Genomic DNA, 14,401 nt, shown 5'->3' with positions numbered 1-14,401 from the left:
AATGAGTGGGCATTTTTTATACTTTTACGTAAAATATTAACCTCGTAACAAAAAATGTCATTAAAAAGTATTTATAAAATAATAAATAACCACAATCTTATTATTGAACTCCATAAAGGAGATATTGACTTAAACTCTTACATTAAATTTAAACAAAAACTTATTAATGATAACTCTTTTAAAACTGGATGTAATTATTTTATTCATTTTAAAAACGTAAAATTCGACAACCAAAATTTTGATGATATTATTGAATTTAAATCATTTATCGGTAAAATTTCAAAAAATAAAAATAGTAGAAAAATAGCCATTGTTACTGATACCCCAAATCAAGTAGTAACATTAACTTTATTTAAAGAATATAAAGATCATTTCACTAAAAATGTTGAAATTTTTTCTACAAATAAAAAAGCAATTCAATGGCTATTCCAAAATAAATTTAATGAAGATATTGATCTAATTTTAAATGAATTGGATCAGAATATTTAAACATTAAAACTACTACATATCAACAACTTAAAGAACCACCTTAAATTTTGAGTAAATCAAAAGATAAAACCTACCATTTATTAGAATATAAGGTTTTTAGTAGCTTCTAAACATCTTTTTTTTTAACTTTATTAATCAAAACATTCACTATAAAATATGTCTTTAAAAAGCACATATAAAATATTACCTAAATATAAACTCTTAATTGAGTATCATAAAGGAATTCTAGAAACTAATTCATATATAGAATTCAAAAGAAAATTAACTGAAGATTCTTTATTTGATTCTAATATGAATTATTTTATTAATTTTCAAGAAGTTAAATTTAATGTTACACCTGAAGATATTGAAGAGTTTGTAAGTTTTATGAATTCTAAAAAAGAAATTTTAGGAAAAAGAAGACTTGCATTAATTACAAATACTCCAAACCAAGTAGTTTCAACTACAATTTATAAAAGTTTAAAAAGTGATTTATTACAAGATGTTGAAATATTTTCAACAAACCAAGAAGCACTTAAATGGTTACTAAAAAACCCTTTTCAAGATAATTTAATTGAAATTTTATCTGAAATGGAAAAAAGTCTCTAATTAAATTAACTATGTCTCTAAACTTAAAGCAATTTTTATTTGCTATTATTTTTGTTATTACATCTTGTTCTAAAGAGTCTAACAATATAGTACCAATTGTTGAAGAATCAGAAAAAAAGATAACTATATTTCACATAAATGATCCACACGGAAACTTTGATAATTTTTCAAAAATTAAATATTTAATTGATCAAGAAAAAGAAAATAACAATGTGTTATTTGTGTGTGCGGGTGATATTTTTTCAGGAAATCCTGTAGTTGATAATTACCAAGAAAAAGGCTATCCAATGATCGATTTAATGAACAAAGCTGGTGTTGATATTTCTGTGCTTGGAAATCATGAATTTGACTATGGTGAAGCTATTTTAAAAGATAGAATAGCACAATCGGAATTTGACTGGATATGTGCAAACATGAACACATCTAACTCGGTGATACCTCAACCAGAAGCGTATAAAACAATAGGTGTAAACAATATAAAAATAACATTTCTTGGATTAGTTGAAACCAATGGTAGCGATAATGAAACAATTCCGTCAACGCACCCATGGAGAGTTAAAAACATAGATTTTTCCAAATATTCAGAAATTATCAACAACTACTCAAATTTAAAAACTACTGAAAATGCTGATGTGTATATTGGTTTATCTCATTTAGGTACTAATTCTGATATTTCAATCGCCAACAATTATCCATTTTTCGATATTATTATTGGTGGACATTCGCATGCTAAAGTAAATTCTAAATATAACAACACATATATTTATCAAGCTAGCTCTAACTTAAACTACCTTGGTAAAATAGAAATTATTATTGATAAAGATAAAAATGTAACAACAACATATAACCTTATAGATTTAGCTACAATTTCAAATTTTGATAGTTCACTAAAATTAATAGCTGATAACTATACTAAAAATGCTGATTTAGATGAAGTAATTGGCTATGCTGAAGCCTATCACAGTAATACACAAGTTGGTTATTTTTATACTGATGCTTTAAAAAACGAAATGAATGTTGATTTAACTTTCCAAAATACTGGTGGTATTAGAAATTCATTAAATGAAGGTGATATAACTAAAAGAGAAATTTTTTCTATAGATCCTTTTAATAATGGAAGTGTAACTTATTCTATGACTATTGAAGAAATAAAATATTTTCTAAAAGAAAGTAAAGAAGGTTTATATTACGCAGGATTAACCATAGAACAATCTGGAGATTCTATAATTATTAAAAACGAAAACGGAGATATTTTAAGTGACAACACTTCTATTACTTTAGGTTTAAACGATTACATTCCGGCTGTTCATAGTAATTATTTCACCTCAACTCCAACTACAAAAGAGTTTACTACTGCTGAAACCATTATTAATTATTTAAATAATAATTCAACACCAGTAAACTATACTCAATATTCAAACTACTTTAAATATCAATAATTCTTTAAAAAATTCAATACGTTTTTTTCTATTCTTTCAGTAATATTACTAACATCCGATTTAACAAAAGTTTCTCCGGTAATATTTTCATATAACTCAATATATCTATCAGAAATCTCGTTTATTTTTTCATCGCTCATCTCTGGAACAGTTTGACCTTCTAGCCCTTGAAAATTATTAGCAATTAACCATTGGCGCACAAACTCTTTAGATAATTGTTTTTGAGCTTCACCTCTACTTTGTCTTTCTGCATAACCTTCAGCATAAAAATAACGTGAAGAATCTGGTGTATGAATTTCATCTATTAATAGAATTTTTCCATCTTTTGTTTTACCAAATTCATATTTAGTATCCACTAGAATTAAACCTCGTTCTGCTGCTATTTCAGTTCCTTTTTGGAATAAAGCTTTGGTATATTTTTCTAAAACAGCATAATCTTCAGCAGACACAATTCCTTTTGCAATTATATCTTCTTTAGAAATATCTTCATCGTGATCACCATCTTCAGCTTTAGTTGCAGGTGTAATAATTGGTTCAGGAAATTTATCATTTTCTTTCATACCTTCAGGCATCTCAACACCGCAAAGCACCCTTTTTCCAGCTTTGTATTCACGAGCTGCATGACCGCTCATATAACCTCTAATTACCATTTCAACTTTAAAAGGTTCACACATATAACCTACCGCAACATTTGGATCTGGTATTCCTAAAATCCAATTAGGAACAATATCTTTTGTTGCATCTAACATTTTTGCTGCTATTTGATTCAAAATTTGACCTTTGTAAGGAATTTGTTTTGGCATTACAACATCAAATGCAGATAACCTATCTGAAGCTATCATTACTAAAACTTCATTGTTAATATTATAAACTTCTCTTACTTTTCCTTTGTAAACAGATTTTTGTTTTGGAAAATTAAACGCTGTATTATTAATTGTATTACTCATTTATTATTTTTTTTGAAATCAACTACTTCTCCTCCTTAAACTTATAAAATTATTTATTTTTTCTTTTTTAAAACTTTAATTTGCTTAATATTATCAGAAATTGGTGTTACCGTAATTACTTTTTCACCAGGAATAACATAGAAAAAATAAGCAGAATTTTGACCTATTTTTTTTACATCTAATCGAGTATTATCTTTAAAAAATAAAGAGTAATTAGGAATTATTTCTTTTTCCATTAATTTTTGTTTGGTTCCAATTCCCATTCCAATTCTCATAGAAACAAAAAGTAAGAAAAATATAAACATCAATCCGGTAAGCAAATTCTTTTTCTGCCCTAATTTCTCATATTTTTTATCCAATTTTTCAATGTTATAAATTTTTTGGTACCACTTTTTAACTCGTAAATAAGCATAAAATTTAAACATCCATTTTGAAAAATACATATGCATTAACCAAAACATTACACCTAAAAATATAGATAAATACCAATTATTTATTAATAAACTTAACGGAGACATTAACGCATCTAAAATTGTTGTATAATTTAAATACGAAATACCAAAAATTCCATAGAAAATTGCATCACTCACTATTCCTAAAATAATGAGGTATAAATATATTATGTAAAAGTACTCTTGGAGCTCTAATTTATCTTCGTCTATTTTTATCATTCAGTTTCTATACTTTTATATGCTGAAATTATTTCTTTTACTAATCTATGTCTAATAACATCTTTATCATCTAAAAGAACAAATGCAATTCCTTTAACTTCTTTTAAAGTTAACATGGCTTCTTTTAATCCTGAAACCTGACGGCGAGGTAAATCTATTTGTCCAGGATCTCCAGTAATTATAAATTTTGCGCTTTTTCCCATTCTGGTTAAAAACATTTTCATTTGATTATGTGTTGTATTCTGCGCTTCATCCAAAATTACAAATGCATTATCTAATGTTCTACCACGCATAAATGCTAATGGCGCAATTTGAATCACTCCTTTTTCAATATAGGAATCTAATCGTTCAAATGGAATCATATCTCGTAAAGCATCATATAATGGTTGCATATACGGATCTAATTTCTCCTTTAAATCTCCAGGTAAAAAACCTAAATTCTCTCCAGATTCAACTGCTGGACGCGTTAAAATAATTCGTTTTACTGCTTTTTCTTTTAAAGCTTTTACAGCTAGAGCAACTGCAGTGTAAGTTTTACCTGTTCCCGCAGGTCCAATAGCAAAAAGCATATCGTTTTTATCCATTCTCTCAACCATTCTACGTTGATTAACGGTTTGAGCTTTTATTAATCTACCTCCAACACCGTGAACCAAAACACCATCAGACATTTTAGAGTTTTTATGCTCATTTCCATTAGATGTTAAAATACGCTCTATACTATTTTCATCTAATTTATTATATCTGTTAAAATACTTGATTAAACTATCGAGTTTTTTTTCAAACTCATTTAAAATCTCTGGCTCTCCATATGCTTTAAGCTTTGTGCCTCTAGCAACAATTTTTAGTTTTGGAAAATATTTATGTAAAATATCTATGTTAGAATTTTGTGTACCAAACAAATCGTTTGGATTAATTTCTGTTAACTCAATAATGCGTTCGTTCAAATGTAAAATTGTTAAGTTTAATTACTAAATTCTGCATAAAATAATCGAATATTTGATTAGCTTTGCATAACAAATTTAAGCATATCTAATGTGTAAAAATCATTCTTTAAAAATAAGTTTTAAACATTTTATTAAAGGTTTTTAAAAAATTTGTTACTATAAAATTGAAGTGAAAAATATATGTCAATAATAACTTTAACTACTGATTTTGGGACAAAAGACCACTTTGTAGGTGCTATAAAAGGCACTATCTACAGTGAACTGCCTGATGCCAGAATTGTTGATATTACGCATCATATTTCTCCTTTTAGCATTTCAGAAACGGCGTATGTTTTGAAAAATGCCTATAAAGGTTTTCCTGAAGGAAGTATACATATTATTGGTGTAGACTCTGAACTAAACGAAGAAAATAAACATATTGCTATTAAATTAGACAATCATTATTTTATTTGCCCAGATAATGGCGTAATATCATTATTAGCTTCTGAAATTAAACCAGAACAAATTGTAGAGATTAATATACACGATAGAGTTGAAAGTATTTTCCCTGTGTTAGATGTTTTTGTAAAAGTTGCTTGCCATATAGCACGAGGAGGAAAATTAGAGGTTATTGGAAAACCTATTGAAACTTATAAAAAAATTACTGAACTTCAACCAAGTATTTCCACAGATAAAAGTACTATTAATGGTTGTATTATGTATGTTGATAACTATGGAAATGCCATTAGTAACATTTCAAAAAAACTATTTAATGAAATTGGTAGAGGAAGAGATTTTGAAGTAAATGCAAATAGGTATACTTTTAAAGAAATTTATACTAAATATAGTGAATTTATTGATTTTTCCATCCCAAAAGAAGATAGACAATATGATGGAAACAGACTAGCACTTTTTAATTCAGCAAACTATATAGAAATTGCAATTTTTAAAAGCAATTTAAAAACTGTTGGTGGAGCTTCGACCCTATTAGGATTAAATTATAGAAAACCAATTACAGTAAAATTCTTTTAAATTATGCTTGTACGAATTGTAAAAATGACATTCGACGCTTCAAAAATTGAAGAATTTCTTGAAAATTTCAATAAAAACAAACAAAAAATACGAAATTCAAATGGTTGTCGTTTATTAGAGTTGTATAGAGACAAAAACAATTCAGCTATCTTTTTCTCTTATAGCTACTGGGAATGTGAAGAAGATTTAAATACTTATAGAAATTCAGATTTATTTAAAAATGTTTGGGCAAAAACCAAAGTTTTATTTGCTGAAAAACCAGAAGCTTGGAGTGTTGATAAATTAGAAATAGTGAGTAGTGAAAATGAAGTATAAAAAACAAGTAATTAAAAAAATATAAATATATAAAATGTGTAATTCTGAACTTGTTTCAGAAGCTTAACATATTGCTTTCCAAATTTAATATCAACCTTTAACAAATTAAGGTTAACAAAAACGGAAACCAAAAATAAACAGTATATAAAATGCTTTCAATTTTAAAAAAAGAATTAAACTCGTTTTTTGCCTCACCAATTGGCTATTTAGTTATTGGTGTTTATTTGGTAATTAATGGTCTTTTTTTATGGGTTTTTGATGGTGATTTTAATATTTTACATGCAGGTTTTGCCGATTTAAATAGTTATTTCTTTTTAGCGCCATGGATGTTAATTTTTCTAATTCCAGCAATTACAATGCGAAGTTTTTCAGATGAACTAAATACTGGAACTATTGAAATTTTAAAAACTAAACCAATTAATTTATGGCAAATTACATTGGGTAAATTTCTAGGTGCTTTTGTATTGGTAGTATTAGCTATAATTCCAACATTAATCTATATTTATAGTGTTTACCAATTAGGAAATCCTGTTGGAAACATAAAATTTGGAGTAACTTTTGGATCGTTTATTGGATTACTTTTTTTAGCTTCAACATTTTGTGCTATTGGAATTTTTGCTTCAACACTTTCTAAAAATCAAATAGTAGCATTTATAACTGCTGTACTTATTTGTTTTCTTTTTTATTATGGCTTTGAAGCCTTGGCTAGTTATAATTTATTTGGAAATTTAGACTATATCGTTAAAAATTTAGGAATTACAGAACATTTTAATAGTATTAGCAAAGGTGTTATTGATACCAGAGATTTAATTTATTTTATTTCTATTTCGTACCTGTTTTTATTTGCAACTAAAATTAGCATTCAAAATGAAAAATAAGTTTGCTAACATATTAGGTGCTTTGGCTATAGTTGTACTACTTAATTTTGTTGCTTCAAAATTTTACCAGCGTTTTGATTTAACCGAGGATCAACGCTATACACTTTCTGAAGCCACCAAAAATATTGTAAAAAATATTGATGATTTTGTCACCATTAAAGTTTATTTAGAAGGTGATTTTCCTGCTGAATTTAAACGCTTACAAACTGAAACCAAACTACATTTAGAAGAATTAAAAGCTGTAAATAAAAATATTCGTTTTAGATTTATAAATCCAGAAGATGAAATTGAAGATTTAATAAATCAAGGTTTACAGCCTAGTAGGCTACAAATTCAAGAAAATGGAAAGCTTTCAGAGTTAGTAATTTTACCTTGGGCGGTTGTTGAGTCCAAAAATAAAAAAGAAAATGTTTCCTTATTAAAGGATAATGCAACTAATTCACAAGACGAACAATTAGAAAATTCTATTCAAAATTTAGAATATGCATTTGCAAACGCAATTCATAAAACTACTTCAAAAAAATCAAAGTCTATTGCAATTTTAAAAGGCAATGGTGAACTAGATGATATCTATATAGCTGATTTTTTAAAAACCTTAAGTGAATATTATTTGTTAGCTCCCTTTACATTAGATTCTGTTTTAAATAGCCCTCAAAAAACTTTAGAACAACTAAATTCATTTGATCTAGCAATTATTGCAAAACCTACTGAAAAATTTTCTGAAGAAGAAAAGTTTGTTATAGATCAATACAGTATGAATGGTGGAAAATCTATTTGGCTAATTGATAATGTTCAAGCTGAATTAGACAGTTTAATGAATACAGGAGAATCTTTAGCTTATCCAAGAGATTTAGGGTTAACCGATTTCTTTTTTAACTATGGAGCTAGGATTAATCACGATTTAATCGCAGATTTATACAGCTCCGAAATAACACTAGCCACAGGAAATATTGGGAATCAAACGCAATTCAGTCAATTTCAGTGGGAATATTACCCTCTTGTTAATTCATTGAATAACCATTCCATAAACAACAATATTGAAATGGTAACTACAAAATTTACCAACAGTATTGATACCTTAAAAAACAAGATTAAAAAAACCATTCTTTTACAAAGTTCTTCAATTTCTAAAACTTTGGGTACACCTCAAATAATTTCATTAAAAAGTATTGCCGAAGAAAAAAAACAGGAAAATTACGCTAATGGTAACAAATCAATTGCAGTACTTTTAGAAGGTGAATTTAAATCTGCCTTTAATGGAAGAGTAAAACCATTTACTATTTCAAACGCACTAGATAAAGGAAAAGAGTCTAAACTAATTTTAATATCTGATGGCGATATAATTGCTAACGATGTTTCTAAAGGAAAACCTTTACAACTTGGAGTAGATAAATGGACTGGGCAACGTTTTGGAAATAAAGAGTTTTTACTAAACTGTATAAATTATTTATTAGACGATTCTGGCTTAATAAATGTCCGTTCTAAAACTGTAAAAATTGACTTTCTAAACAAGCAAAAAGCTTTTGAAGAATCAAAAAAATGGCAATTCATCAATTTACTTTTCCCTCTGATTTTACTTGCTTTTTTTGGCTTTATTTTTAATTTCTTTCGAAGAAAAAAATATCAATAGGTATTAATTTCATCATCTTAAATAATTGTTAAAAATAGAATAGTTCTAAATAACAGTATACTTTAATGCTATATTTGTTACATAACTTAAACAAATAATTATGCTAAAAAAATTCACACTTCTACTTTTAATAGTTGGTTTATCAACAGCTGTTGAAGCACAAATTAAAACTCCACAACCTAGCCCAACTTCTAAATTAGAACAAGTTGTTGGTTTAACTGATATAACATTAGAATATTCTCGCCCAGGAATTAAAGGAAGAGTTATATTCGGAAATTTAGTTCCGTTTGGAAAAGTATGGAGAACTGGTGCAAATGCAAATACAAAAATTACATTTGGTGATAATATTACCGTTGCAGGACAAGAATTAAAAAAAGGTACGTATGCTATCTATACAATTCCTAATAAAGATTCTTGGGATATTATATTTTATTCGGACACTAATAATTGGGGAAATCCAAAAAAATGGGATGAATCTAAAGTTGCTGCAAAAGCTACTGTAAAAACAGAAGAAATTCCATTTAGTGTTGAAACATTTACTATTGATATTAACGGAATTACAAATAATGGTGCTCGTTTAGAATTTATTTGGGAAAAAACTTGGGTAGGACTTGATTTTGAGGTTCCAACAGAGAAAATTACTTCAAGAAGTATTGATGCTGTAATGAATGGTCCAAGTGCTAACGATTATTTTCAAGCTGCAACTTACTACCATACTTCAGGTAAAGACTTAAACAAAGCTTTAGAATGGATGAAAAAAGCAACAGCAGGAGAAGATGCTAAATTTTGGCATTTACGCAGAATGAGTTTAATTCAAGCTGATTTAGGAGATAAAGCTGGAGCAATTGCAACCGCAAAAAAATCATTGGCAGAAGCTGAAAAAGCTGGAAACGCTGATTATGTTAAAATGAATAAAGAGTCTATTGCTGCTTGGCAGAAATAGTAATTTAAATTTGATTTATTATTATTGATTCAAAAATGCTTTCGGAAATTTCTGAAAGCATTTTTTTTATTTCTTTTTGATAGATTGAATTAGTATTGCAATTCCCATAACCAAACCACAACCAAATAAATTAAGCCATAAATAAGGCATCCAATCAAACCACCAACCCATTACTACAATTGCTTGTGTAATTATTGCAGCAACAAATACAGCATTGCTTTTTACAAACTTTATAAAAAATGCTAATAAGAATATTCCCAAAACATTACCATAGAAAATAGATCCAATAATATTTACTAACTGTATTAAATTATCAAATAAACTTGCAAAACAGGCCACTAAAATGGCTAAAATTCCCCAACCTAGTGTAAACCATTTTGAAGCTTTTACAAAATGCGCACCTGATTTTTCTACAGTTACATTTCTTTTATACAAATCCATTGCAGTTGTACTTGCCAATGCATTTAATTCTGAAGCTGTACTAGACATTGCCGCCGACAAAATAACAGCTAATAATAAACCTATCAATCCTTTTGGTAAATGATGAAGAATAAAATGAATAAAAACATAATCTTTATCATTTGTTTCAACATCTAATTTTGCTTTTTCAATTAACTCTTTAGCTTCTGCTCTATTATTTTGCTCAAGCTTGTTAACTTTTTGAATTTGTTTTTTAATTTCTAAATTTTCTACAAAATCAACTTCTGAAACACTTGCATAACTTAAACTTGCAGCATTTTTTAAAACTTCAATTTCTTTATGTTTATCTTCTAACTTTTTAAATTCTTCAGCATATTTAGTTTGTTTAATTTTTTCTGCAGCTTGTGGATTAAAATGCAATGGTGAAGCGTTAAATTGATAAAAAACAAATACCATAACACCAACCAATAGAATAAAAAACTGCATTGGTACTTTTAACAATCCGTTAAAAATTAAACCCATTTGCATTTCTTTTATAGATTTTCCAGATAAATAACGTTGTACCTGACTTTGATCTGTTCCAAAATAAGACAATGCTAAAAATGTTCCTCCAATAATTCCACTCCAAAAAGTGTATCTATTTTCTAAATTGAAAGAAAAATCTAGCACTTCCATTTTTCCACTTGCTCCAGCTATTTTTAGTGCTTTTGTAAACGTAATATCATCTGGCAAATAACTTAAAATAATAAAAAACGCGGTGAACATTCCTGCAAAAATAATGGCCATTTGCTGTTTTTGAGTTACACTAACCGCCTTTGTACCACCAGAAACCGTGTAGATAATTACTAAAACTCCAATAATAATATTTAGCATTGTTAAATTCCAACCCAAAACTGCCGATAGAATAATGGCAGGTGCAAAAATGGTAATTCCAGCAGCTAAACCACGTTGAATTAAAAACAAAATAGCCGCTAAAGTTCTCGTTTTTAAATCGAAACGAGTTTCTAAATATTCATAAGCAGTAAAAACTTTAAGTCTATGATAAATTGGAATAAAAACCAAACAAATTACCACCATTGCAATTGGCAATCCAAAATAGAATTGCACAAAACCCATTCCACTATGAAAAGCTTGACCAGGAGTTGACAAAAATGTAATAGCACTTGCTTGTGTTGCCATTACCGATAAACCAATGGTCCACCATTTAGCTTCACTTCCACCTTTAATATAATCAGTAACATTTTTACTTCCTTTAGTTTTCCAAGCTCCGTAAGAAACTATAAACAACAAGGTTCCTATTAAAATTATCCAGTCTATAGATTGCATATTATGAGAATATTTGCATTAAAATATAAAACAACACAATGTAAACTGCATTAGCTACTAAAACAGCTGTGTATGATTTTTTCCAAGTAAATTTTTGCTGTTCCATAGTTAGTTTTTTAATTCGTTTTCTTTTTTATTTTTTCCAACAGAAAGCATATTTGCAAACAATTTATAAGCTCCAGGAACACCAGCTGGTAATTCTCTAAAAAAGCTTAAACCTGTATAAATGTATTTTCCTTTACCATAATTAGCAATTAACAAACTTCCTTTTTTTGGAGTTTCGTTTTTATCGTGCATACTTAAAATGGGTACAAATTCTTCACTCCATTCGTTTGGAAAGTACAATCCACGTTCTTGCACCCAACCTTTAAAATCTTCATCGGTAATTTTATTAGGCAAACTCATAATTTCATGAGCAGGGTTTAATATTTTAACTTCTGAATTTTCATCGGTAACTCTATCTCTAGATAATTTTAATTTATAAGGAGCAATATCATTCACTTTTAACCTGCGAGAAGTGTTGTATTGAGTAATTAATGTTCCGCCATTTTCAACATAATTAAGTAAATGTTTGTTATAAAATTTTATTCTATTGTTTGTATTGTATGCTCTAATTCCAACTACAACAGCATCAAAATTGACTAATTTTTCTTCGGTAACATCATCATCTTTAAGTTCTACAACTGTATAACCAATTTGGCGTAAACTAGTTGGAACAACATCACCAGCTCCTTGAATATAACCAATTAATTGTCCTTTTTTCTCAATATTTAAACGAACAACTTTAGCTTCAGAAGGCATAACAACAGATTGAAAAGGAATGTGATTGTAATCTATCTCCACCAATTCGCTTGTATAAACTTTATTACCAACTTCAACCATTGGAGAAATAAAACCTTCCGATTGTTTTGCTGGTGGCGTTAACATAAATTCAAACGTGGTTTCTTCACCTTTTTTTGCTATTGTAAAATCAATTTTTTCAGGAGAAACTTTCCAGTCATTTGGTAAACAAACACTCAATTTACCAGTGAAATTATCTTTTAAAGATTTTACTTTTACTTGTACTTTTTGAGCTTCATCTGAAGAAAATATGTTTACTTTTTCAGTAAACGAAGCAGAAACTTCTGGTAAAACCTCAAAAGGCTTGTAAACTTCACCTTTTACGGGATCGTTATATTTATAAATTATATTTTTATAGTACGGAATTTTAATTCCATCAATTTCTACGTTAAATAATACCTGTAAAGATTTCGGTGTTTCTGGGTTTCCAATAAAACCTTTATTTTGAACCTTATACATTCCCAAACTTCCCTTTTCACGCAACCAATATGGAGACGTAAAACTTTCTTCGGAAGAAATATGTATTGAAGATTTTTTATTAAAACGTTTATTATTTTCTAAATAAACATCTTTTGCAATTTCTTTTTTTTCTGAAGGAATTCTAATTGAAGTTAGCTTCATTTCAACATCACTTCTGTTAATAACTTCAACATTAAAATCTACCAAACTATTAAGTGTAGCATTAGATTCAATAGCTGAAGCTTCCATATATAAACCAGAACAAGCAGCTATAATTTCTTTAATTTCTTGCAGTTTAATCTGTTTCCAATAACCATTTTTTAAATTAGTAATTAAACTATATGCTTTAACTAATTTTGCAATACTTACCGAAGGTTTTCTAAAGTTATACTCCTGTTCAACTTCTTTCAACATTTTATATATTTCACTTGCTCCTTCTACTCTATTCCAAGTAGTATCAATTCCGTCAAAAACATTGTTATTTTTTGGAAAATCACCTTTTAAAAACTCTAAATACTCTATTTGCTCACCTCTTGTTCCAGTACTTCCAAAACCTTGAGACTGGTGTTGACTTCTACTTAATGATGCTATTTCACTGTTAGACAAACCTTTTTGCTTGTAATATTTTCCAATGTCAACGCTTAACAATTTAGATTTATCGGCCTTTTCAAAATTTTCTCTACTACCATAAAACCACCACGATGTATTAAATAACAAGCGTTTTGGTTGCCAAACTGCGTCATTTTTTAAATGCGTTTTAAAATTTCTATCTCCAACCAAATCAAAAGCTTCAAAACTTAACATTGCCGATGATGTATGATGTCCGTGAGTTGTTCCTGGAGTTTTATGATTAAATCTATTGATTATTACATCAGGCTTATATTTTCTAATAATAGCTACTACATCTTCCAACACTTCCTTTTCATCCCAAATTTCTAACGTTTCATCTGGATGTTTAGAATATCCAAAATCATTTGCTCTTGTAAAAAACTGTTCTCCACCATCAATTCTGCGCGCAGCCAATAACTCTTGAGTTCTAATAACACCTAAAAGTTCTCTAATTTCGGGCCCAATTAAATTTTGTCCACCATCTCCACGTGTTAAACTTAAATACGCAGTTTTTGCTTTTACTTTATTAGCAAAATACGAAATCATTCGTGTATTTTCATCATCAGGATGTGCAGCAACATATAAAACTGAACCCAAAAAATTCAGTTTTTGAATAGATTCATAAATTTGATTTGAGGATAATTTCTTTGGTTTTTGAGAATAAGAAATTGAAATACAGCATAATGCAAGTACAAATGCAAAAAAGTAACTCTTCATAAAAAGATTGAATTTAGTAGTAAAAACAAATATAAAATTAAATTTAAACTAGCTAGTTTTTAACAAATCAAATTAACATAATTATAACTTTTTTTAAGTCAAGTTAATAGCTACATTTATCACTTTAAAAGTGTTAATAAATATGTTTTTGAATACAACATATTTAGAATATATT

13 protein-coding genes are annotated in these 14,401 nt (G+C 28.1%); 8 read left to right on the top strand and 5 right to left on the bottom strand.

Features of this window, described 5'->3' with window-relative positions:
- Nucleotides 1-54: 54 nt before the first annotated feature.
- The 3 genes from R3X25_RS08300 to R3X25_RS08290 all read left to right on the top strand — a co-directional run bounded on the left by R3X25_RS08300 (nt 55) and on the right by R3X25_RS08290 (nt 2,516).
- Nucleotides 55-489, top strand: coding sequence for a hypothetical protein (locus tag R3X25_RS08300; protein ID WP_317673749.1), 435 nt, complete (start codon nt 55-57; stop codon nt 487-489).
- 156 nt (nt 490-645) lie between these two features.
- Complete coding sequence (locus R3X25_RS08295; protein WP_317673747.1) at nt 646-1,077, top strand: hypothetical protein; 432 nt, start codon at nt 646-648, stop codon at nt 1,075-1,077.
- Between the two features lie 11 nt (nt 1,078-1,088).
- Complete coding sequence (locus R3X25_RS08290) at nt 1,089-2,516, top strand: bifunctional UDP-sugar hydrolase/5'-nucleotidase (protein ID WP_317673745.1); 1,428 nt, start codon at nt 1,089-1,091, stop codon at nt 2,514-2,516.
- Here R3X25_RS08290 and R3X25_RS08285 read toward each other — a convergent pair.
- The 3 genes from R3X25_RS08285 to R3X25_RS08275 are packed head-to-tail and all read right to left on the bottom strand — an operon-like array spanning nt 2,510 to nt 5,078.
- Nucleotides 2,510-3,463, bottom strand: coding sequence for a phosphoribosylaminoimidazolesuccinocarboxamide synthase (locus R3X25_RS08285; RefSeq protein ID WP_317673743.1), 954 nt, complete (start codon nt 3,461-3,463; stop codon nt 2,510-2,512). The genes R3X25_RS08290 and R3X25_RS08285 overlap by 7 nt on opposite strands.
- Before the next feature lie 53 nt (nt 3,464-3,516).
- Nucleotides 3,517-4,134 carry a hypothetical protein gene (locus R3X25_RS08280; protein ID WP_317673741.1) on the bottom strand — a complete coding sequence of 206 codons (618 nt, stop codon included), beginning with the start codon at nt 4,132-4,134 and terminating at the stop codon, nt 3,517-3,519.
- Nucleotides 4,131-5,078 carry a PhoH family protein gene (locus tag R3X25_RS08275; RefSeq protein ID WP_317673739.1) on the bottom strand — a complete coding sequence of 316 codons (948 nt, stop codon included), beginning with the start codon at nt 5,076-5,078 and terminating at the stop codon, nt 4,131-4,133. The genes R3X25_RS08280 and R3X25_RS08275 overlap by 4 nt, the downstream gene beginning before the upstream one ends.
- Nucleotides 5,079-5,258: 180 nt before the next feature.
- On the opposite strand from R3X25_RS08275, the gene R3X25_RS08270 reads away from it, so the two are divergent.
- From R3X25_RS08270 to R3X25_RS08250, 5 genes are all read left to right on the top strand, one after another.
- On the top strand, nt 5,259-6,089 hold the full coding sequence (locus R3X25_RS08270) for an SAM-dependent chlorinase/fluorinase (protein WP_317673737.1): 831 nt from the start codon (nt 5,259-5,261) through the stop codon (nt 6,087-6,089).
- A gap of 3 nt (nt 6,090-6,092) precedes the next feature.
- Complete coding sequence (locus tag R3X25_RS08265; RefSeq protein ID WP_317673735.1) at nt 6,093-6,404, top strand: putative quinol monooxygenase; 312 nt, start codon at nt 6,093-6,095, stop codon at nt 6,402-6,404.
- 149 nt (nt 6,405-6,553) lie between these two features.
- The gene (gene gldF / locus R3X25_RS08260) at nt 6,554-7,282 is read left to right on the top strand and encodes a gliding motility-associated ABC transporter permease subunit GldF (protein ID WP_317673733.1); all 729 of its coding nucleotides are present in this window, start codon (nt 6,554-6,556) and stop codon (nt 7,280-7,282) included.
- Nucleotides 7,272-8,912, top strand: a complete 1,641-nt coding sequence (gldG, locus tag R3X25_RS08255; RefSeq protein ID WP_317673731.1) for a gliding motility-associated ABC transporter substrate-binding protein GldG — start codon at nt 7,272-7,274, stop codon at nt 8,910-8,912. The genes gldF and gldG overlap by 11 nt, the downstream gene beginning before the upstream one ends.
- A 100-nt stretch (nt 8,913-9,012) precedes the next feature.
- The gene (locus R3X25_RS08250; protein ID WP_317673729.1) at nt 9,013-9,855 is read left to right on the top strand and encodes a DUF2911 domain-containing protein; all 843 of its coding nucleotides are present in this window, start codon (nt 9,013-9,015) and stop codon (nt 9,853-9,855) included.
- A gap of 66 nt (nt 9,856-9,921) precedes the next feature.
- Here the strand turns inward: R3X25_RS08250 and R3X25_RS08245 are convergent, their stop codons facing one another.
- Both R3X25_RS08245 and R3X25_RS08240 read right to left on the bottom strand, forming a co-directional pair.
- The gene (locus tag R3X25_RS08245) at nt 9,922-11,601 is read right to left on the bottom strand and encodes a sodium:solute symporter family transporter (protein WP_317673727.1); all 1,680 of its coding nucleotides are present in this window, start codon (nt 11,599-11,601) and stop codon (nt 9,922-9,924) included.
- A gap of 108 nt (nt 11,602-11,709) precedes the next feature.
- On the bottom strand, nt 11,710-14,226 hold the full coding sequence (locus tag R3X25_RS08240) for a PIG-L family deacetylase (protein ID WP_317673725.1): 2,517 nt from the start codon (nt 14,224-14,226) through the stop codon (nt 11,710-11,712).
- Between the last annotated feature and the right edge of the window lie 175 nt (nt 14,227-14,401).

The sequence above is a fragment of the Lutibacter sp. TH_r2 genome (assembly GCF_033101135.1).
Taxonomy (GTDB): Bacteria; Bacteroidota; Bacteroidia; order Flavobacteriales; family Flavobacteriaceae; genus Lutibacter.
Note: the sequence above shows the minus strand (reverse complement) of the source record. Positions and strands in the feature narration are given on the sequence as shown.

Excerpts from the sequence above, each read along its gene's own strand:
- R3X25_RS08300 (WP_317673749.1), top strand. The coding sequence starts at position 55 with ATGTCATTAAAAAGTATTTATAAAATAATAAATAACCACAATCTTATT.
- R3X25_RS08295 (WP_317673747.1), top strand. The coding sequence starts at position 646 with ATGTCTTTAAAAAGCACATATAAAATATTACCTAAATATAAACTCTTA.
- R3X25_RS08290 (WP_317673745.1), top strand. The coding sequence starts at position 1,089 with ATGTCTCTAAACTTAAAGCAATTTTTATTTGCTATTATTTTTGTTATT.
- R3X25_RS08285 (WP_317673743.1), bottom strand. The coding sequence starts at position 3,463 with ATGAGTAATACAATTAATAATACAGCGTTTAATTTTCCAAAACAAAAA.
- R3X25_RS08280 (WP_317673741.1), bottom strand. The coding sequence starts at position 4,134 with ATGATAAAAATAGACGAAGATAAATTAGAGCTCCAAGAGTACTTTTAC.
- R3X25_RS08270 (WP_317673737.1), top strand. The coding sequence starts at position 5,259 with ATGTCAATAATAACTTTAACTACTGATTTTGGGACAAAAGACCACTTT.
- R3X25_RS08265 (WP_317673735.1), top strand. The coding sequence starts at position 6,093 with ATGCTTGTACGAATTGTAAAAATGACATTCGACGCTTCAAAAATTGAA.
- gldF (WP_317673733.1), top strand. The coding sequence starts at position 6,554 with ATGCTTTCAATTTTAAAAAAAGAATTAAACTCGTTTTTTGCCTCACCA.
- gldG (WP_317673731.1), top strand. The coding sequence starts at position 7,272 with ATGAAAAATAAGTTTGCTAACATATTAGGTGCTTTGGCTATAGTTGTA.
- R3X25_RS08250 (WP_317673729.1), top strand. The coding sequence starts at position 9,013 with ATGCTAAAAAAATTCACACTTCTACTTTTAATAGTTGGTTTATCAACA.
- R3X25_RS08245 (WP_317673727.1), bottom strand. The coding sequence starts at position 11,601 with ATGCAATCTATAGACTGGATAATTTTAATAGGAACCTTGTTGTTTATA.
- R3X25_RS08240 (WP_317673725.1), bottom strand. The coding sequence starts at position 14,226 with ATGAAGAGTTACTTTTTTGCATTTGTACTTGCATTATGCTGTATTTCA.